The sequence below is a fragment of the Humidesulfovibrio sp. genome, from assembly GCF_031082295.1.
Lineage (GTDB): Bacteria > Desulfobacterota > Desulfovibrionia > Desulfovibrionales > Desulfovibrionaceae > Humidesulfovibrio.
This window is the reverse complement of sequence record NZ_JAVHLD010000008.1, coordinates 12,587-31,426: the sequence shown is the minus strand read 5'-3', so window position 1 is coordinate 31,426 and position 18,840 is coordinate 12,587. Positions and strand designations below refer to the sequence as shown.

The 18,840-nt window shown below is 61.7% G+C and carries 12 protein-coding genes; 5 read left to right on the top strand and 7 right to left on the bottom strand.

All coding sequences use genetic code 11. The features are described from left to right. The first annotated feature begins 109 nt into the window (after positions 1-109). Together RDU24_RS06425 and RDU24_RS06420 are read left to right on the top strand one after the other, a co-directional pair. Entirely contained in the window at positions 110-2,521 is a 2,412-nt protein-coding gene (locus RDU24_RS06425) for a c-type heme family protein (RefSeq protein WP_308734923.1), read from the top strand. Beyond that, complete coding sequence (locus RDU24_RS06420; protein WP_308734922.1) at positions 2,522-3,922, top strand: sigma-54-dependent transcriptional regulator; 1,401 nt, start codon at positions 2,522-2,524, stop codon at positions 3,920-3,922. Between the two features lie 423 nt (positions 3,923-4,345). On the opposite strand, the gene RDU24_RS06415 is transcribed toward RDU24_RS06420, so the two are convergent. From RDU24_RS06415 to RDU24_RS06385, 7 genes are all read right to left on the bottom strand, one after another. Then, the gene (locus tag RDU24_RS06415) at positions 4,346-6,646 is read right to left on the bottom strand and encodes a PAS domain S-box protein (RefSeq protein WP_308734921.1); all 2,301 of its coding nucleotides are present in this window, start codon (positions 6,644-6,646) and stop codon (positions 4,346-4,348) included. Next, on the bottom strand, positions 6,646-8,625 hold the full coding sequence (locus RDU24_RS06410; RefSeq protein WP_308734920.1) for a response regulator: 1,980 nt from the start codon (positions 8,623-8,625) through the stop codon (positions 6,646-6,648). Before RDU24_RS06410 ends, RDU24_RS06415 begins: the two co-directional genes overlap by 1 nt. A gap of 84 nt (positions 8,626-8,709) precedes the next feature. Then, entirely contained in the window at positions 8,710-9,063 is a 354-nt protein-coding gene (locus RDU24_RS06405; RefSeq protein WP_308734919.1) for a response regulator, read from the bottom strand. Positions 9,064-9,191: 128 nt separating this feature from the next. Further along, the gene (locus RDU24_RS06400) at positions 9,192-9,836 is read right to left on the bottom strand and encodes a DUF1641 domain-containing protein (protein ID WP_308734918.1); all 645 of its coding nucleotides are present in this window, start codon (positions 9,834-9,836) and stop codon (positions 9,192-9,194) included. Between the two features lie 15 nt (positions 9,837-9,851). After that, on the bottom strand, positions 9,852-11,090 hold the full coding sequence (gene sqr / locus RDU24_RS06395) for a type III sulfide quinone reductase, selenoprotein subtype (RefSeq protein ID WP_308734917.1): 1,239 nt from the start codon (positions 11,088-11,090) through the stop codon (positions 9,852-9,854). A gap of 43 nt (positions 11,091-11,133) precedes the next feature. Then, positions 11,134-11,730 (bottom strand): RrF2 family transcriptional regulator, encoded by a 597-nt coding sequence (locus tag RDU24_RS06390; protein ID WP_308734916.1) that lies wholly within the window; start codon positions 11,728-11,730, stop codon positions 11,134-11,136. A 294-nt stretch (positions 11,731-12,024) separates the two neighbouring features. Continuing rightward, positions 12,025-12,459, bottom strand: coding sequence for an RrF2 family transcriptional regulator (locus tag RDU24_RS06385; RefSeq protein ID WP_308734915.1), 435 nt, complete (start codon positions 12,457-12,459; stop codon positions 12,025-12,027). 748 nt (positions 12,460-13,207) lie between these two features. Between RDU24_RS06385 and RDU24_RS06380 the strand changes: the two genes are divergently transcribed. The 3 genes from RDU24_RS06380 to RDU24_RS06370 are packed head-to-tail and all read left to right on the top strand — an operon-like array spanning position 13,208 to position 18,401. Beyond that, positions 13,208-13,963 carry a 4Fe-4S dicluster domain-containing protein gene (locus tag RDU24_RS06380; RefSeq protein ID WP_308734914.1) on the top strand — a complete coding sequence of 252 codons (756 nt, stop codon included), beginning with the start codon at positions 13,208-13,210 and terminating at the stop codon, positions 13,961-13,963. 9 nt (positions 13,964-13,972) lie between these two features. Continuing rightward, the gene (nrfD, locus tag RDU24_RS06375; protein WP_308734913.1) at positions 13,973-15,214 is read left to right on the top strand and encodes an NrfD/PsrC family molybdoenzyme membrane anchor subunit; all 1,242 of its coding nucleotides are present in this window, start codon (positions 13,973-13,975) and stop codon (positions 15,212-15,214) included. Continuing rightward, complete coding sequence (locus tag RDU24_RS06370) at positions 15,207-18,401, top strand: molybdopterin-dependent oxidoreductase (protein ID WP_308734912.1); 3,195 nt, start codon at positions 15,207-15,209, stop codon at positions 18,399-18,401. Before nrfD ends, RDU24_RS06370 begins: the two co-directional genes overlap by 8 nt. Positions 18,402-18,840: the final 439 nt, after the last annotated feature.

The window sequence follows — 18,840 nt, the reverse complement described above, 5'->3', positions numbered from 1 at the left end:
TAGTGCTAACTTGAGTTTGCACCTTGCAAATGGAAGGAAGCATCGCTGCAAACGAAAGTTGCCAGGTGTGGCGACTGTGCTTATGGTGACCGCAAAAGGGGCTATGCCGATGCGCCTGAAACCACATTCCCTGCAGAGCAAGTTCCTGGCCGGGCTTGGCTTGGTCATGGCCGCCATGGTGGCCTTCTTCGCCCTCACCTTGAACATGCACCTGGGGCGGCTCATGGAGAGCGAGGCGCGCGAGAAGGCCGCGCTCATCCTCTCGCAGGTGGAGGCCGTTCAGCGTTTCGTGCGCACCCAGCTCAGGCCCGCCATGTACCGTGTGCTGCCCGAGAGCCAGTTCGTCCTGGAGGCCATGAGCACTTCCTACGTCACCCGTTCGGTGATGAGCGATCTGAATCTGGCCAAGGATTCCTTCACCTACAGGCGGGTGGGCATAGGCGCGCGCAACCCGGACTATGAGGCCAACCCCCTGGAGCAGGGGATCATCCATCGTTTCGAGGCGGACCGCTCCCTTGTGCGTGTGGAGGAGTTCGTCAAGCTCGATGGCGAACGGCATTTCGTCACTGCCCGGCCCCAGCGTTTTGAGGCCTCCTGTCTGCATTGCCACGGCGACCCGAAGCTGGCCCCGAAGGAACTCATCGAACGCTATGGGGCCGTGCGAGGCTTTGGCCGCAAGGTGGGCGAGTTGGCGGGCATCGACCTGGTGCGCCTCAAGGTGGAGCGCGACGTGGGCGGCATCCGCGACGCCACCCTTTCCTTCGCAACGTTCTTCGCCGTGGGCATTCTGGTGTTGTTCCTGGTCATTCAGGGCTTTTTCCACCGCCTGGTGGTGCAGAGCCTGCGGCGCGTTACGGGCGTGATGCACCGCATCTTCCCTGAGGAGGCTCCGATGGAGGGGCCTCCCGTCGGCGCGCCACCTGCCAGCCTTCATGCGCGTGAGGACGAGATCGAGGACATCCTGCACGGTTTCGAAGCGTTTGCGGAACATCTGCGTCAGGCCAGGCAGGATCTCAAGGACTATGCCGCGACCTTGGAAGACAAGGTGGCCGACCGCACCGTGGAGCTGACCAGGCAGGCCGAGGAGCGCCGCGCCGACGTAGCCCTGTTCGTCTCGCTCCTCAACAGCCTGAACGAGAGCCAGGCCAAGCCTCAGCTCTTGGCCGCCGCCCTGGCCCTTGTGGCCGGTCGCTTCAAGGCCGCCAGGGCAGCCTACGTCTGCGTTCTCTCGGCAACGGACTTCGCCGCCTGGCCGGACCCCAAAGCCAGGCCAGAGCTGCCCGCGGACTGGCACGAACTGGTTTCTGCCGAGAGACCGCGCTTCACACCTCTGGCCTGGTACATTCCCGTGCAGACCACGGGCACCAGCCGGGGCATCCTTTGCCTGTTTTGGGACGCCGAACAGGAGTCGAGCGGTCGCCAGGCCGACCTGGCCCTGGCCATAGGCCAACAACTCGGCATCGCCATGGAGAACCTGGACGCCCTGGACGGCCTGCTGCGCCAGAACGAGACCCTGTCCTCCATCTTCGAGGGCATCGCCGACCCGCTCCTGCTTCTCGACGCCAGCGCCTCGGTGCTGCTGGCCAACACAACGGCAAAGCGCCTGGCCGCGGAGGTCGACGCCGGGGGGGCGTCGACGCTTCCCGCGCTCATCGCCACGGCCACGGCCGAGGGAGGCTCCGGCGAGTTCGAGCTTCCGGACGGGCGCATCTTCGAGGCCAGCCTGTACCAGCTTGAAAGCCCTGGCGGCAGGCGCAGCGTGGCCTACCTGCGCGAGGTCACGGCCCAGCGCCGCATGGAGGGCCGCATGCGCCAGAACGAGCGCCTGGTGGCCGTTGGCCAGCTTGCCGCGGGGTTGGCGCACGAGATCAACAACCCCCTCGGCGTCATCCTCTGCTATGCCGAGTTGTTGCGCCCGGCCATGTCCGAGCCAGGACCGCAGGCCGACCTGGACGTCATCCTGCGCCACACGGGCCAGGCCCAGCGGGTGGTGCGCGACCTGCTCGACTTCGCGCGGCCCCGGCCTGCCTCCACAGGCCCCAGCTCGGCCGCCGACGTGGCCGCCTCCATCATCGAGGTGCTGCGGCCAAGAGCCAAGGCCGCCAAGATCGAGGTGGTGCTGGCCGCGGCGCCTGATCTGCCGCGGGTGCGCGCCGGGGCCGACGCCCTGGAGCACATTCTGTCGAACCTGCTGTTGAACGCCCTGGATGTTGTGCCAGAAGGCTCGGGCCGGGTGCGCGTAGACCTGGCCGCCGAGCCGGATGGCCGTTTCGTGCAGTTGAACGTGGCCGATAACGGGCCGGGCATTGCGGAGGAGCACTTGGACCGCGTGTTCGACCCCTTCTTCACCACCAAGGAGGTGGGCAAGGGCACGGGGCTGGGCCTGGCCGTGGTCTATGGGCTGGTGCGCGAGCTTGGCGGAACCCTGGCAGTTGAGAACACACCTGAAGGCGGCGCCGTTTTCACCGTGCGCCTGCCTGCGGACGGGTCGGAGGCCCAGGACAGAGGGGAGGAAAAATAGATGGCCCAGCGGATTCTCATCGTGGACGACGAGCGCGACTTCGCCCAGGGGCTGGCCCGGCACATCCAGGCCGGCTTCCCCGATGCCGAATGCGTTCTGGCAGCAAGCGGGGCAGAAGCTCTGGCTCTGCTTGAGGCCGGGGAAACGGAGCTCATGCTTACGGATCTGCGCATGCCCGGCCTGGACGGGCAGGAACTGCTGCGCCAGACCCTGGAGGCCGACCCCCAGCTCACCGTCATCATGCTTACCGGGCACGGCAGCGTCGAGGCCGCCGTGGCTGCGCTCAAGGCCGGGGCCTACGACTTCCTGACCAAGCCCGTGAACCGCGACGACCTGCTGCGGGCCGTGGCCAAAGGCCTGGACCGAGCGAAACTGCTGGGCGAGAACCGCTCCTTGCGGGAACTTGCCCGGCGGCCGGAGCTGGACCGCAGCCTCGTGGGCTCAAGCCCGCCCATGCTGCGCATGAAGGAGGCCATCGCCGCGGTGGCGGCCTCGGACTACACGGTGCTCGTTCGAGGGGAGTCCGGAACCGGCAAGGAACTGGTCGCCGCCAGCATCCACCGCCTGAGTTCGCGCGGCCAGCGTCCCTTCGTCACCGTAAACTGCCCGGCCATCCCCGAGCACCTGCTGGAAAGCGAGCTCTTCGGGCACGTCAAGGGTGCCTTTACCGGGGCTGACAAGGCCCGCCGAGGCCTGTTCGTGGCGGCCCGGGGCGGCACCATCCTGCTCGACGAGATCGGCGATGTGCCCATGAGTGTGCAGACCAAGCTTTTGCGCGTGCTCCAGGAGCGCGAGGTCCGGCCGGTGGGCTCCAGCGAAACAGTAAAGGTCGACGTGCGCATCCTGGCCTCCACCAATCAGGATTTGGAGGCGCGCATTCAGTCGGGCCAGTTCCGGGAGGACCTGTTCTATCGCTTGAACGTGCTTACGGTGGCGACACCGCCCCTGCGCGACCGGCGCGAGGACATCCCCCTGCTGGCGGTGTATTTCCTGGAGCAGGCCTGTCGCGAGATGGGGCTGCCGCCGAAATCCCTCGGCCCGGAGGCCATGGCCTGCCTGTCTGCGCGGCCCTGGCCGGGCAACGTGCGCGAGCTTCAGAGCTTTGTGCGCCGTCTGACAGTGTTCTGCCCGGTGGAGCAGGTGGGGATGGCGCACCTGCGCCAGGCCGAGGGCGGACGGATGGAGGAGTGCGCGCCGCGGCAGGCAGCGGTCCTGGCTCCCTACAAGCAAGCCAAGGCCCATGTGTTGGATGAATTCACCAGGAGCTATCTGAACCAAGTGTTGGAGAAGACAGGCGGCAACGTGAGCGAGGCCGCGCGCATTTCCGGCATTGAGCGCGTCAGCCTGCAGAAGATCATGAAGCGCATGGGGACGAAGTCGACCGGCGGGCCTCGCGAGTAGCCGTCCGTCCGGTGCCCGGGGCCAAGCCTGAGGCCCGGATGCGGGAGCTATGTCCTCCACGCCAGGCGGTGTCTTGATGCGTTTCCAGACTGCGCCAGGGCGCCCAGCCGAGACCCTCTCACTGTTGTAAAGCCAAATAGCAAGGACGCGAGAGGTCGCGTCCTTATACAGTGCTGATATGCTTGGTGCCCAGGGTCGGATCAGAACCGGCATAACCCGAATGTTGAGGAATTTTAAGTCTCTACTTTGCGTTGATTATTACAGTGTTGCATGCAGACCACGAATAGTTTCTGGTGTTTGCGTACGCTTGCGCATTCACGAATGATCACTGGTTTGCACTCGCAGTGGAGCAAAATTGGAGCAAGGTAGTGCCCCCTGTGTGCATTGGTTATGGCGTGGCTGTTTCGATCCTGAATGTCGTCCTCAAGTGTTGTTCTTGCTGTTGTTGCTAATGCGCGGGAACATCAGGATGAAGCGTGCTCCCTGGCCGGAGCGCGGCCGGGCGTGAATGGTGCCACCATAATCCTGTACGATGCCGTAGCTGATGGACAGGCCGAGCCCCGTCCCTTTGCCCACCTGCTTGGTAGTGAAAAAGGGCTCGAAGATACGGCTGCCTAAGTCGCGCGGTATGCCCACGCCGGTGTCGGCCACCTCGGCCATGACCGTGCGTCTGCGGGCGCGTGTGCGAAGAGTGATGCGCCGGTCGCGCGGACCGCAAGTGACGCCTGCGCACTTGTCCTCAATGGCATCGCGGGCATTGAGTAAGAGGTTCATGAACACCTGTTCCAGGCGGTTCGGGTCTGCCATGATGAGGGGTAGCCCCTCGGCCAAGTCGAAGACCACCTCAATGCCGCGCACCTTGAGCTGCTGACTGAAAAAGTCGAACGCACGCTGCACCACATGGTTCAGGTCCACGGGTTGTGCGTCCTGCGTTGCTGGCTTGCGGCCGAACTCGCGCATGTGGTTGATGATGCGCGTGCTGCGCTCCACGTTGTTGCGGAGCTTGTCGGCCATCTCGCGCAGGGTGGCCTCGTCAGGCGCCTGGCCGAGCTCAAGCTTGCGCACGAACAGGTTGGCAACCATTTGCATGACGGCCAAGGGTTGGTTCAGCTCGTGGGCAACGCCTGTGGCCATCTCGCCTAACGTAGCCATCTTGGAGGCTTGCACCATCTGGCGCTCGGCACGGATGCGCTCGGTGACATCCGTGGCAGTGGCCAATACGACCTTGCGGTCATCGGACTCGGAGATGGCGGTGATGATATTCACATAAAACAACCTGCCATCCTTGGCTTGATTTCGCACACGGTACATGGCCTGCCCTAGCCCTAGGTTGGTGGCGCCGGTCTCGGCCTCCTCAGGATGGAAGATAAGCCGGACATTCTGCCCAATGAGTTCTCCTCGGCGATACCCATAGAGCATGGCGGTGCTGCGGTTCACGTCAAGGATGGTCATGTCGTTGGCGTCGAGGACAAACAAGGCGTTGGGTATGTTGTTGAAGATGTCCTGGTATTTTCGATCGCTTTTGCGCAGTTCCTCCTCCAGGCGCTTGCGAGGGGTGATGTCCAGACACATTTCCATGGCTGCGGTGATGTTCCCCTCCTCGTCGTACAGAGGTGAGGTCTTGACGATCCAGTGGGCGGAGGTGCCGTCCTTATAGACGCCCGTTTCCTCGGTGAAATGCGGTTGGCCGTCCTGAAAGGTCTTTTCAACGGGGCATTGTGGGCACTTTTCAGTGCGGCCTTTGTAGGCCTCATAGCAGTATCCGCCCTTGTTCACTTGGAACAGGTCGGAAAAGGTCTGGTTGTAGCGCAGCAGACGAAAATTACGGTCCTGCACCGTGATGATGCAGGGCACACCCTCGAAGAGTTTCTGATAGAGCTGGCGCTGCTTGATAATTTCCCCATGCTTGCTGCTGATCTCCCGACACATCAGCCCGATGGCGTCGGCCAACTCCCCCAATTCGTCACGCTGGGGGATGTTGAGCGCACAGTCCATCTCCCCGTCGGCGATTCGGCGGGTGACGCTGATCATGGCCCGGATTGGCCGCTGGATGAGGAGGTAGATGACAGCGTAGAGAACGGCAAAGACCCCGGAGAGGAAGATGCAAAGGGAAAGGGTGTTGGATTCCAACAGGGCCTGGAGGGTCTCCTGTTGCTTGCGCAGGGTCATGTCGAGGACAAGCACCCCCAGTACCTTCTCCTCCAGACGGTGGAAGTGGCAGGAGGCCGTGGCGCAGCCCTCGTCATTGGTGATGGGGCTGAAAATGGTTAGATGGCGCTCGCCGTCCGGGCCATCCTTGATGCGGGTGCGCTCCTCCATGTCCAGGGAAGCAGGGACGGGCTTGCGCTCATGGCAGGAGGCGCACTGAAAGCCACCCGCTGGCCAGCGCTGGCCAACCTCCTCCTCTCGGCTGGCAAACATGACCAGCCCTTCCTTGTTTAGGATGCGCACCCCGGAAATGCCTTCCATGCGCCCGGTGCGGGCCACAATCTTCTGCAGTTCGCCACGTTCGTTGCGCATCATGGAGCTGGAGGCGCCGGACTTGATGGTCTCACAAATGCGGTCGGCTATGAGGTAGGCGTTCTTTTCCGCCAGTTCGCTGAAGCTGCGCGTGTTGAACTTGTACAGGAAGACAGCCAACCCCAGAACGAGGACAACAAGACAGCCCATGATCTTGGCGGCCAGGGGCAGGCTGGGGCGCAGGCGGTACAGCCGTGTGATCATCACTGGCCTTCCGTGTGTCCCTTGCCCCTTTCAGGCTGGGTGAGCGGTAGCCAGACGGTGATGCGCGTTCCCTCGCCCAGGCTGGAGTCTACCTCGATACCGCCGTGGTGCTGTTCGATGATGCGATTTGAGATGAACAAGCCGATGCCCGTGCCCTTGCTGCCCTTGGAGGAGAAGAACAGCGTGAACATCTTTTCGCGGGCTTCGCGGTCCATTCCAACACCGGTGTCGGTGATGGTAAACACGGCCTTGTCGCCCTCTGCAGCCACGCGAAAACCCATCTTGCGAGGCCTGCCCGTGGTTTCGGAGAGGCAAGCGTCGATGGCGTTTTCCAAAAAGTTCACCATGGCCGAGGACAGTGCCGTGTAGTCGGCCTCGAAATGTCCCTGTGAGCCGTCGAAGTCGCAGGTGAGGGCGATGCCCGCGTGGGCGGCTTTACTCTCCACGAGGTTGGCCAAGTCCTTGGCAAAGGCCTGCAGGTCGAGTTCTGCATACTCCAGGTCGCGGCTCTTGGCGTAGTATAGGATGTCGAGCACCATCTTGCGGATGTGCTGGATGCGGTGGCGCACAGTGTCCCAGCCGCTCTGGATCTTTTCCAGGTCACATTTCCTAAGGCCGGATTCAACCCGGTACATGCCGCCGTCCAGGCCCATGAGTAGGCCCTTGACCCCGTGGGACATGCTGCCGAGCATCATGCCGAGAGAGCTGAGGTGGTCTTGCAACTGGCGGATCTGTGTGATGTCCGTGGACACCTCCATGACTTTTTCCACGCGGCCCGCTGCATCGAAAAGCGGAGCGGTCCAGATGAGGATGTTTCGGGGCTCGCCGAAGCGGTCAGTGACCACTGTTTCCGCTTGGTGGCGGGTTCCGTCTTCAAAGGTTGTGAGGATGGGGCACTCCGGACAAGGCTCAGCCCGGTGCTTGTAGGCCGCATAGCAGGCCGTGCCGAGGGTGGCTCCGAAATCGCGCAGGAAAGTCTTGTTGGCCTCCACCACATGGAGCGAGCGGTCCTGCACGGTGATGGCGCAAGGCACAGCATCGAAGAGGTCGCGGAAGCGGCGCTGGCTGGACACCAGCTCGCTGTGCAGGCGCTCCACCTCTGTCAGGTCCACGGCGATCTCAAGAACCATGCTGACATCGCCGCCGTCGCCGGTAATGGGCGTGGTCGAAACCAGTGCGTGGAAACAGGTGCCGTCCACGCCTTGCAGTGTCTCGTGGCTTGAGCCGGCGAGGCCGCTCTTCAGGGCCTCGTCCACCGGGCAGCCCCGGCCCCCGGGGTAGGCCGAGCCGTAAACCGCCCAGGACTCACGGCCATCGGGCTCGCCCAGGCGCTCGCAGTACAGGGTGTTCGCCGAGATGATGCGCTGCTCACGGTTGTGGATGGACACGAAGCAGGGCAGCTCGCCCAGAGTGCCTGCCTCGCCTTCGCCGCTTTTGACGAAGCGCATGGCCGAGGACAGGCCCTCTACGATCTGCTTGGCCGCGAGCCTGCGCTCCAGTTCCACCAGCCGGGCGCTCTTCTCCGCCACCATGCGTTCCAGATTTTCGGTGTAGTCGCGCACTAGCTCGCGCATGGCGATGCGCTCTTGGGCCTTTTTCAGGCCGTGCTCCAACAGGTTGTCGTCGATGGGCTTGGTGATGAAGTCGGCCGCGCCGAACTTGAGGCTTGCTATGGCCAATTCCATGTCCCCGTGACCTGAGATCATGATGACCTCGGTGTCCGGGCTCAATGCCTTGATGGCTTTGAGCAGGCCGATGCCGTCCAGGCCTGGCATCTTGATGTCGGTGAGCACGATGGGTGGGCGCGCCGTCTTGAACAGGGCCAAACCGTGGTCGCCGTCCGCCGCGGTGAGCACGGAGAAACCGAGGTCGGTGAGAAGCATGGCCAAAAGCTCGCGGATGTCCTGCTCGTCGTCCACAAGCAGGACGGTGGTCCTGGCGCTCGGCGTAGGGTCTGGCTCTGGGTGGGCTGGGTGCATCAGAATGCCTCTGTGGTCTCGGGTAGCGCGCCCCCGGCGCGGCGGGCGGGCGCACATTTCCCGCCGCGCCAGCGCGCTGTGCGATTAGGCCAGGGTCTTGGCGATCAGGTCCAGCAGCACAGCCGGTTCTACCGGCTTGGTCAGCGTGGGAATGTCCTTGGTCAATACAGCGGGGCGGGGGCCAACACCGCTGATGACGATGATCGGCGTCCCCTTCAGTGCCTCGTCCTTGCGCAGGCCGATGTAGAACATTGTGCCGCCCTTCTCGGGCATGTCCATGTCCAGGGTGATGAGGTCAGGGGAAAAGGCCTTCACCTGCTCCAGCCCTTCGATACCGTTATAGGCCCTGGCGGTGAGGTAGCCGTTGTCGGTCAGGACCTCTTCCAGAAAGTCAACCACTGCGGGGTCGTCGTCCACGATCAGGATTTTCTTGCTCATGTGAGTCCTCCTGCCGCTGCCTGCGGCGGGTATTTTTTGTGGCGCGGCCCGGTCGGCGTTGGCTCTAACCGCCGGGCCGCGCGTGGGCGCTTTCTGCGGGGCGGTGTCGGTCGCCCCGTCGTTAGCTTTTAGCCGGACAGCTTGCCCAGATTCTTGGTCAGTTCAAGCATGACGCCAAGACCCTTGCGGGCTTCCTTGCTGCTCATGCCGGTCACCAGGCCCAGCGGACCGCATTCCTTGCATTCCTTGAGGTCCATGGTGGTCATGAGGTCGGCCATCTTCTCCAGCATCTCGCGTGCCTGCGGGGTGCTGATCTTCTTGATCAGGCCGAGCATGGAGACAAAGCCATCGCCCATGACCTCGATGTCCTCGGGCGAGTAAGCACGGGCCATCTTGCCGCGGACCTCGACCATGGCCTTGTACATGCGGAACACGCCCTTCTGGTCCATCTCGTCGAGGAACTCGATGCCCTTGGGCACGGCGGAGTGCAGGAGCGGCTCGATGGTCTGCCAGAGGTCGATGATGTTTTCCATCTGCTCCAGCAGGTAGGTGAGGTTCTTGATGCTGCGCAGCAGGCGCTTGAGCAGGGCGAAGATGTCCTCGAGCTGGAAGCCCGCCTCTACCTCGCCGAACTCCTTCATCAGGGTCTTGAAAGCGTCGTGCATGATGGGAGTCAGGTCATGCTTCAGTTCCTGCCAGCCCTTGGAGGCGTCGACCAGGTACTTGAGCTGCTGCTCCATCCCCTCAATGCGTTTGAGAACCTGTTCTTCCATTACGTTCCCCCTGCGCTAGGCGCCGACCAAGTGGTGGCGCATCTTGCCGGCCATGAACATCTGGGATTCCAGCGGCAGTTCGTGGCCCTTGAGCATCAGGTTGAAATAGACCCACTTGAACATCATCTTGCCCCAGTAGTTGAAGTGGCTTTCGCCAAGAAGCGCGAAGGGGCCAACGCCGGGGAAGGGGTATTTGCCCTGCAGGGGTTCGACTTTGTAGTTGAAGTCGATGAGGTAGGCCTGCTCGTAGCCGGAGACGATGAAGCAGGTGGAGTGGCCGTCGAACTCGGGCCGGGGCTCCTCGCCGTCGATCTCGCGCAGCAGGTTGTCGCAGACGATGTCGGCCTGGTAGTGAGCCACGCTGCCGGCCTTGGAGGTGGGGCAGTTGGTGGCGTCGCCGATGACGTAGCAGTTGGGGATGTTCTTGGCCTTGAGAGTGTGCTTGTCGGTGTCCACGTAGCCCATGGCGTCGCCCAGTCCGGAGTCCATGATGATCTGGGAACCGAAGTTGGGCGGAATGGACACGAGCAGGTCGTAGTCGACCTTTTCGCCCTTGACGCTCTCGATGGTCTTCTCGCCCACGTTGACGCCGGCGATCTCGAAGTTGGGGACGATCTTGATGTTCTTCTCTTCGCAGACCTTGCCCAGAACGCCAGCGGCCACGGGCTTGGTGAAGGCGCCGGTGAGCGGAGTCACGAGCTCGATCTCGATGTCCTTGCGAACTCCGTTGATGGTGAAGAACCAGTCGGCCAGATAGACGAACTCCAGCGGGGCAACCGGGCATTTGATGGGCATTTCGGCGATGTTCAGCACCACCTTGCCTTTCTTGTAGTACTTGAGTTTCTTGTAGAGGGCCTGAGCGCCGGTGGGAGTGTAGAAGTCGTGGATATTGCCGTGCCAGTCGTCCATCATTCCTTCGATCTCGTCGGGCATGATGCGGCATCCGGTGCCGATGACCAGCCAGTCGTAATCATACTCGCCTTTCTCGGTCTTGACCTGTTTCTTTTCAGGATTGATGTTGACGATGGTGTCCTGAACAAAGGTCACGCCTTCGGGGATGAAGTCACTCTTGGGCTTCATGCAATCGGCCAGGGAGTAGACGCCGAAGGGGACAAAGAGCCAGCCGGCCTGATAGTGATGTTTCCAGTCGCGGTCGATGACCGTGATCTTCCAGTCGTCGCCAAGAGATTTGGCCATTTTTGCGGCGACGATGGTGCCGCCTGCTCCAGAACCGAGAATGAGCAATTTTTTCATGATCTTCTCCTTTAATGGTGCATGAAATCTGAGCCGGCCTTCATCAAATAAGGCGGGGGCGCCCTGGCTGGCGCGGGGCTGTCTGCCCGCTCCCCGGTTTCCTCCTGCGGGAGAGTCTGCTTCTGCCCGTGGCGACGCTCACGTCGCGCCAGGGCTTTGGGCTGTGTGCTTCGCACGCGGCTCTGGAGGCGTGGGCCGCCCGGGCCATACGGGCCGCCCGGGACGGGCAGGCTTCGCGTGAGTCGACCATGAGGTCGGCCAGGGTGATGGCCTGGAAGCGCTGCTCCATCTGTCGCGCGATACCGCTCCAGATGTTGCCGGTGGGGCAGCCATCGATGAGCAGGCAGTCGATGTCGGCCTCGCAGCACTGGGGCTTGAAGACCGCACCCTCCATGGTGGTCAGAATATCGGCCAGGGTGATTGTCTGCGGGGTGCGGCCAAGAATGTAGCCGCCAGTGGCTCCGCGCAGGCTCTTGAGCATGCCTGCGGTCTTGAGCGGACGGACGATCTTCTCTAGGAGCTTCCCGGAAATGCCGATGATGACGGAGAGTTCCGAGGCGCGCATGGGGGGACTGTCCCCGTGATGCGCGAGTTCAAGCAGGATTCTGGTCGCGTGGCAGGTTCTTGCGGTTGGTTTCATGCCTGTCCCGTTGTTTGTCGGTGCAGCTTGAGTTCGATCAAGACAAACGGTATTCATTCAATCGCGATAAGCCTAAGTGCGATAAACTTAATCTCGATTGAATGAGTCGTGTTTTTATAAAAAAAACCTACGGCGTCAAGGGGATTTGTGAATAAAAGAGCAATTAAATTTTATTGCCTTTTAAACCAATGCATTACCTTACCCCCACGGAATCGCGGGGATGGGCAGATACTCCCGTGACACTGGGGAATAGGCGAAGGGACTATGGAATGGGCGTGGTGCGGAGGGAATTGGTCAGCAGTCGCAGCCGTGGGGGGTGCCCAGGATCACGTCATCCTGCAGGTCCCTGATGCTGATGTCCTCAAGTTCGGCCTCCATGACCTGGGTGACGCGCACCCAAGCCCGGTGGCTGCGGCAGGTTGGCGAGCGGTGGCAGGTATTCGGATCCTCACAACAGTGGGTCAGGCAGAGGCTGCCCTCGATGATGCGGATAATGGCCGCCAGGGTGATGTCCTCTGGCTTGGCCGAAAGCACGTAACCGCCGGAGGCGCCGCGGGTGCTCTCCACCAGCTTGGCCTTTTTGAGAGGTTTAAGGATCTGCTCAATAAAGCGCACCGACACGCCGGTATGCTCGGATATGTCGGACGTGCGCACTGGGCCTTGGCCCTGGTAGGTGGCAAGATCAAGTAGGATGCGCACGGCGTAGCGCGCCTTGGCGGAAAGTTTCATGGCACTCGATGGTTGTTTGCGTTTCCCGATGGCGTGGATCATCGGGCAGAATTTATTGCCCTATGCACCACAGAGGAGGAATTGGCAACGCAAAATCTCACATTGTGATTCTGTTCACATGCGTATGCGCTGCTGCCACTGGAGTCGAAGATGATCTGCTGTTAACAACTGATTTACGTGTGGAGATTGCTATTCCAATGGTGCGCAGAATGGGCCTGGCACTCTCCTGTCCCATTTGGTGAGGCGAGTGGAGTAGAATTGGAGCGAACGCTATATGACTATAACAGCGTAACATACTCTTTAAACATAGCTAATTGATGCAGTTGGTGCCCAGGGTCGGAATCGAACCGACATAACCCGAAGGTCGAGGGATTTTAGTCTCTGTTTTGTTCTCATTATTACAGTATGTTGCAGCAATGTCTCGAATGGTTTCTGGTGGTTGCGTACGCATGCGCATTCACAAATGATCACTGGTTTGCCGTCGCAGTGGAGCAAAATTGGAGCAGCTTTTCCGGCGAATAGCCCTATGCTTTGAAGTTTGGGATTTCTCCGGATCCTGCCTCAAGCGGATTCCTTCTTGGGCGCTTGCTGTCTGCACGCATAACGACTTCAAAAAAAATTCCCCCCCCCCATTGACCCAATCACATCAATCGGATATGCAAATCATAATAGTTCATTCTCATACCTTTCAAGTCCAAAATGGTCCTGACCGATCCCCATCCGCGTCGCGTAACCTCAGGAGGGCAGCATGGCGAGACAACCGGCGAAAGAAGACTCCCTGCTCCGAATGCAGAAGGAGTTGAAACGGGCCAAGGAGAAAGACCAGAAGACGGTCCGCTGGATCATGGTCATCGACCAGGCCAAATGCGCAGGCTGCCATGCCTGCACAGTGGCCTGCGCCGCCGAGAACAAGCTGCCGCCAGGCGTCATCTACCGCCCTGTTACCGAACATGAGTTCGGACAGTTCCCCAACGTCCGGCGCAGCTTCCAGCCACGGCCCTGCATGCAGTGCGACAACCCGCCCTGCGTCACTGTCTGCCCTGTGACGGCCACCTATAAGAACGCCCAGGGCGTCACGGTCATCGACTATGCCCGCTGCATCGGCTGCCGCTACTGCCTGGCAGCCTGTCCCTACGGGGCGCGCACCTCGGACTTTGCCGAGTGGCACGCCAAAGGGGTCCCTACGCTCAGGAGCGTCACCGCTGGCGGCGACTGGGCCGCTGCCGGATATGAGGAGAAGCCCGCAGCGGAATACAGCAAGACCTGGGACCCGCGCAGCGACCGCAACTCGCCCGTGGGCAACGCCCGCAAATGCCATTTCTGCCTGCACCGTCTGGCCGTGGGCATGCTGCCCGCCTGTGTGACCACCTGTGTCGGCAGGGCAACCTACTTCGGCGACCGCAACGATCCCAAGGCCCTGGTGCGGGAGTTGATCGGCTCGCCCCGAGTCATGCGGCTCAAGGAAGAGATGGGAACCAAGCCGGCTGTCTACTATCTGGTCTAGGGGGAAGCAATGGACAATAAATCCAATAAGCTCATAGTGCTGGCTGTGGCGGGTCTGGTGGTGGGAGGCTGGGGCCTTGTGGACCGTCTCCTGCACGGTCTCAATCCTGTTGCCTTTGGCTCGGTCATCCCCTGGGGCCTGTGGGTGGCCTTTTACCTGTTTTTCCTGGGTCTCTCGGCGGGTGCTTTTTTGGTGACCATTCTGGCCTATGTCTTCGGCCTCAAAAAATTTGAGGCGGCAGCACCCCTGGCGGCTTTCACTGTGCTGGTGGCCCTGCTCTGCGAGGTCCAGTTCATCCTCCTCGACTTGGGAACCATGCACCGCGCCTTCTACCAGTTCTTCCTGTCCCCCAACTTCTCCTCGCTCATGTTCTGGATGATGGTTCTTTTCATCGCCATGCTGGGCCTCTACCTGACGAAAACCTGCGTCCTCATACGTGGTGCCGTCGTGGCCTTGGCCGCTGACAGGACATGCTGCTACCGGGGCCTCTATCGATTCCTCGCTTTTGGCCAGACTGCATACGACGAGTCAATCCGCGTGGCGGACCAACGCCTTGTGCGTAAACTCTCCTGGGTGAGCCTGCCCGTGGGCTTGCTCTTCTATTGGGTCAACGGCGCATTCTTCGCCGTGGTGCCGGGGCGACCTTTGTGGAACAGCGCCTTGACCCCTGTTATGTTTGTGGTGGCGGCCCTGCTCTCTGGCGGGGCGCTCATTGCCTTCCTCATGTTGACCTTGCGCGGCGACGACGCCGAAGGCCGCGAGGTCGGCCTTGGCCTCGGCAGGGCAGTATATTATCTGCTGCTGGCGTTTCTGCTTCTGGAACTAACCCAGCTATTCATCGCATCGACTTCTAACCGGCCCGATGCGGCCTTTGCCCTGGAGCGCATCATCACCTCCGGGGGTGGTCTTCTCTTCGGGGTCGTGCATCTGTGCATTGGCAGCCTGCTCCCCCTGGTCCTGCTGCGGGGCGGCGCTTCCAGCCCAAAAGCCGTGATCTGGGCCTGCGCCCTCATCGTGGTGACCTTTGTCGCCTTCCGCTTCAACTTTGTCGTTGCCGACCTGGCCGTGACGAGACTGGAAGGGCTTGAGGCGTCCTACGTCCACTTCCGGCTGTCTGCGGACTACGTTCCCAACCTCAATGAATGGCTGGTGAGCCTCTGGGTTGTGTCCACCGGCCTGCTGGCCTTTGTCCTGGGGACTCGCTTCCTGCCCGTGGTCGGACCGCTCAACGGAGGTGAATTCCATGCCTAAGCGCACCAAATTCAACGACGCCGGCCCTCACTCCCATGAAATGGACCGTCGCGAGTTCATCAAGTGCACGGCCCTGGCGGGGGGGCTGGCCGCCTCCGGCGCCCTGGCCCTGCACCAGGCCTTCAGCGGAGACGCCCTGGCCGCCGAGGGCGGGGCTTACACCCACGCGGACCCGGAAAACCAAGTCTACTCCGTGTGCCAGCAGTGCAACACCAACTGCGGCATCAAGGTCAAGATCGTGGATGGCAAGGCCGCCAAGATCGACGGCAACCCCTTCAGCCCCTGGACCATGGCCCCGCAGCTGCCCTACAAGACCCCGTTGGCCCAGGCCGCAACTGTTGAGGGAGCGCTGTGCCCCAAGGGCCAGGCAGGCATCCAGACTCAGTACGATCCCTACCGCATCGTCAAGGTGCTCAAGCGCGCGGGCAAGCGTGGCGAGGGCAAGTGGAAGTCCATCCCCTTCGAGCAGGCCGTTGCCGAGATCGTGGACGGCGGCGACCTGTTCGGCGAGGGCAAGGTGGAAGGTCTCAAGGATATCTGCGTGCTCAAGGACGTGGACGTCTCCAAGGCCCTGGCAGAGGACACCGACGCGGTGGTCAAGGGCAAAATGACCCTGGACGAGTTCAAGGCCAAGCACGCGGACAACCTCAAGTACCTCATTGACCCCGACCACCCGGACCTGGGGCCGAAGAACAACCAGTTCGTGTTCAACTGGGGACGGCTCAAGGGCGGACGCAGCGACTTCGTGCAGCGCTTCTGCGGAGCGCTCGGCACCAACAACCGCCACGGGCACACCACCGTGTGCCAGGGGTCGCTGTACTTCACCTGCAAGGCCATGAGCGACCAGTACCAGGACGGCAAGTGGACGGCCGGCAGCAAGTTCTACTGGCAGGCCGACCTAGCCAACTCCGAGTTCGCCATCTTCGTGGGGGCCAACCCCTACGAGGCCAACTACGGCCCGCCCTGGCGCATCCCCAAGATGACGGACGGCATTGCCGATGGCAGTTTCCGCTTCGCAGTCATCGACCCCCGCTGCTCCAAGACCGCCTCGCGTGCCTGGAAATGGTTGCCGGTGAAGTCGAGCGGAGTGGGTGCCGTGGCCATGGCCATGATCCAGTGGATCATCGAGCACAACCGCTTCGACGCCCGCTACCTGTCTTGCGCCAACAAGGCCGCTGCCAAGGCCGCGGGCGAACCAACCTGGACCCAGGCCGCCTGGCTGGTGAAGGTGGGCGAGGACGGCAAGCCCGGCGCATACCTGCGCGGGTCGGACCTGGGGATGAAGAAGGAGGTCCGAAAGAACAAGGAGGACAAGGAATACGAGTATGATTCCTTCGTGGTCCTCTCCGATGGCAAGCCCCTGGCCTTCGATCCCAATCATGAGGATGCCGCCGCCGTGGGCGACCTGCTGGTGGACACCGAGGTCAACGGGATGAAGGTCAAGACCGTGCTCCAGGTCTACAAGGAAGTAGCCTTGGTCAAGACCATGGACCAGTGGGCCGAGATCGCTGGACTCAACGCTTCGGACATTGCGGACCTGGCGCGCGAGTTCACCAGCCATGGCAAGAAGGCCGTGGCCGACATCCACCGGGGCGTATCGCAACACACCTCAGGCTTCTACAACGTTCTGGCCTGGTTCATGGTGAATATTCTCATCGGCAACCACGACCACATGGGCGGCCTGTGCAAGGCCACCACCTACGATGCCTCGGGCAAGAAACCGGGCCAGCCGTTTGAGGTGGGCAAGGTCAAGGCGACCAAGTCATACGGCATCAACATCATCCGGGGCGGCAATGCCTTTGACAAGACGACCCTGTTCGACAAGTTCCCCGCCAAGCGCGTCTGGTATCCCTTCTGCTCCGACGTCTACCAAGAGGTCATCCCCAGCATCGGCGATGCCTACCCCTACCCGGTCAAGGCGCTCATGCTGTACATGGGCACCCCGGTTTACTCGCTGCCCGCAGGGCATGAGCTCATCAGCATCCTCTCGGACACCAAGAAGCTGCCGCTGTTCATCACCTCGGATATCACCGTTGGCGAAACAAGCATGTACTCGGACTACATCTTCCCGGACCTGACCTACCTGGAGCGCTGGGAGTTCTCCGGTTCGCACCCCTCGGTGCCGTTCAAGGTCTTCCCCATCCGCCAACCCGTGGTGGAGCCGCTGCCCGAGATTGTCACGGTCTTTGGCGAGAAAATGCCCATCAGCATGGAGAGCATGTTCCTGGGTCTGGCCGAGAAAATGAAACTGCCGGGCTTTGGCGAGAACGCCTTCGGCCCAGGCCTTCACCTGAAGCGCGAGGAGGACCTGTACCTGCGCATGGTGGCCAACGTTGCCTACGGTGAGAAGGAGGAGGGCGCGGACAAGGTGCCTGCGGCCTCCAAGGAGGAACTGGAACTCTTTGCCAAAAGCCGCCGCCACCTGCCCGCCACGGTTTTCGACCTGGCGCGCTGGAAGGCAGTGGTGGGCGAGGAGCTGTGGCCCCACGTGGTCACGGTGCTGGGCCGGGGCGGCCGCTTCCAGGACTTCGAGAAGGCCTACAAGGACGGCCTGCTGGCCAACAAGTACGGCAAGCTGCTGGGCATCTACCTGGAAAACCAGCTCAAGACCAAGAACTCCATGACCGGCAAGCCGTACCTGCATTACGCGGACTACGTGCCCGGGCCGTTTGACTGCACCGGCAAGCCTCTTGACGACGAGAAGCAGGGCTATGACCTGACCCTGCTGACTTACAAGGCCGTGACCCAGACCAAGAGCCGCACCAGCGGCAATTATTGGACCCTGGGACCGCTGCCGGAGAACGCCATCGAGATCAACACCATGGACGCCCAGCGCCTGGGCCTCAAGACCGGCGACCTGGTGAGGGTCACCTCGCCCAGCAACCCAGACGGGGTCTGGAATCTTGGGCCGAACTCGAAGAAGCCCATGGTGGGCAAGGTCAAGGTCATGGAGGGCATCCGGCCCGGCCACATCGCCTTTGCCCTGGGCTTCGGCCACTGGGCCAACGGCTCCGGGGCGCAGACCATCGACGGCGTCACCATCCCCGGCGACAAGCGCCGCGCGGGCGGTGTGCACGCCAACGCGGCCATGCGCGTGGACCCGGTGCTGAAGAACACAGGCCTGGTTGACCCCGTGGGCGGCAGCGCCGTGTTCTACCAGAGCCAGGTCAAGCTGGTGAAGGTCTAGTCCTATAGCCACTCACAGCGCGGGCGGAGGCACATGCTTCCGCCCGCTTTTTGCGTGTGGGGAGGAACGTGTCATTCGACGTCGTCTCCTTCCCCGCCGGTATACTCGATTGCATTTCGATGCGTCCCTCCTGGGAGTAACGAGGCGGAAATGATGCGCACTCTCGTTGCCTCATGGCCTGTCATGGGCAAAGGCTGTTCAGGGATTGCACAATACACATCAGAACGAAAAAGCCCCGCCGCGAACATCCACGTTCGTAGCGGGGCCTTGTGTTTGCTTGGTGCCCAGGGTCGGAATCGAACCGACATAACCCGAAGGTCGAGGATATTTGGGTCTCTATTTTGTGCTAATTATTACAGCATTTTGTGGGAATGCCTTGAATGATTTCTGGTGGTTGCGTACGCATGCGCATTCACGAATGATCACTCGTTTGCACTCG

What these genes read in the sequence shown, in the direction of transcription:
- RDU24_RS06420 (WP_308734922.1), top strand. Translation starts at nt 2,522, where the DNA reads ATGGCCCAGCGGATTCTCATCGTGGACGACGAGCGCGACTTCGCCCAG.
- RDU24_RS06385 (WP_308734915.1), bottom strand. Translation starts at nt 12,459, where the DNA reads ATGAAACTTTCCGCCAAGGCGCGCTACGCCGTGCGCATCCTACTTGAT.
- sqr (WP_308734917.1), bottom strand. Translation starts at nt 11,090, where the DNA reads ATGAAAAAATTGCTCATTCTCGGTTCTGGAGCAGGCGGCACCATCGTC.
- RDU24_RS06400 (WP_308734918.1), bottom strand. Translation starts at nt 9,836, where the DNA reads ATGGAAGAACAGGTTCTCAAACGCATTGAGGGGATGGAGCAGCAGCTC.
- RDU24_RS06390 (WP_308734916.1), bottom strand. Translation starts at nt 11,730, where the DNA reads ATGAAACCAACCGCAAGAACCTGCCACGCGACCAGAATCCTGCTTGAA.
- RDU24_RS06425 (WP_308734923.1), top strand. Translation starts at nt 110, where the DNA reads ATGCGCCTGAAACCACATTCCCTGCAGAGCAAGTTCCTGGCCGGGCTT.
- RDU24_RS06410 (WP_308734920.1), bottom strand. Translation starts at nt 8,625, where the DNA reads ATGCACCCAGCCCACCCAGAGCCAGACCCTACGCCGAGCGCCAGGACC.
- RDU24_RS06415 (WP_308734921.1), bottom strand. Translation starts at nt 6,646, where the DNA reads ATGATCACACGGCTGTACCGCCTGCGCCCCAGCCTGCCCCTGGCCGCC.
- nrfD (WP_308734913.1), top strand. Translation starts at nt 13,973, where the DNA reads ATGGACAATAAATCCAATAAGCTCATAGTGCTGGCTGTGGCGGGTCTG.
- RDU24_RS06380 (WP_308734914.1), top strand. Translation starts at nt 13,208, where the DNA reads ATGGCGAGACAACCGGCGAAAGAAGACTCCCTGCTCCGAATGCAGAAG.
- RDU24_RS06370 (WP_308734912.1), top strand. Translation starts at nt 15,207, where the DNA reads ATGCCTAAGCGCACCAAATTCAACGACGCCGGCCCTCACTCCCATGAA.
- RDU24_RS06405 (WP_308734919.1), bottom strand. Translation starts at nt 9,063, where the DNA reads ATGAGCAAGAAAATCCTGATCGTGGACGACGACCCCGCAGTGGTTGAC.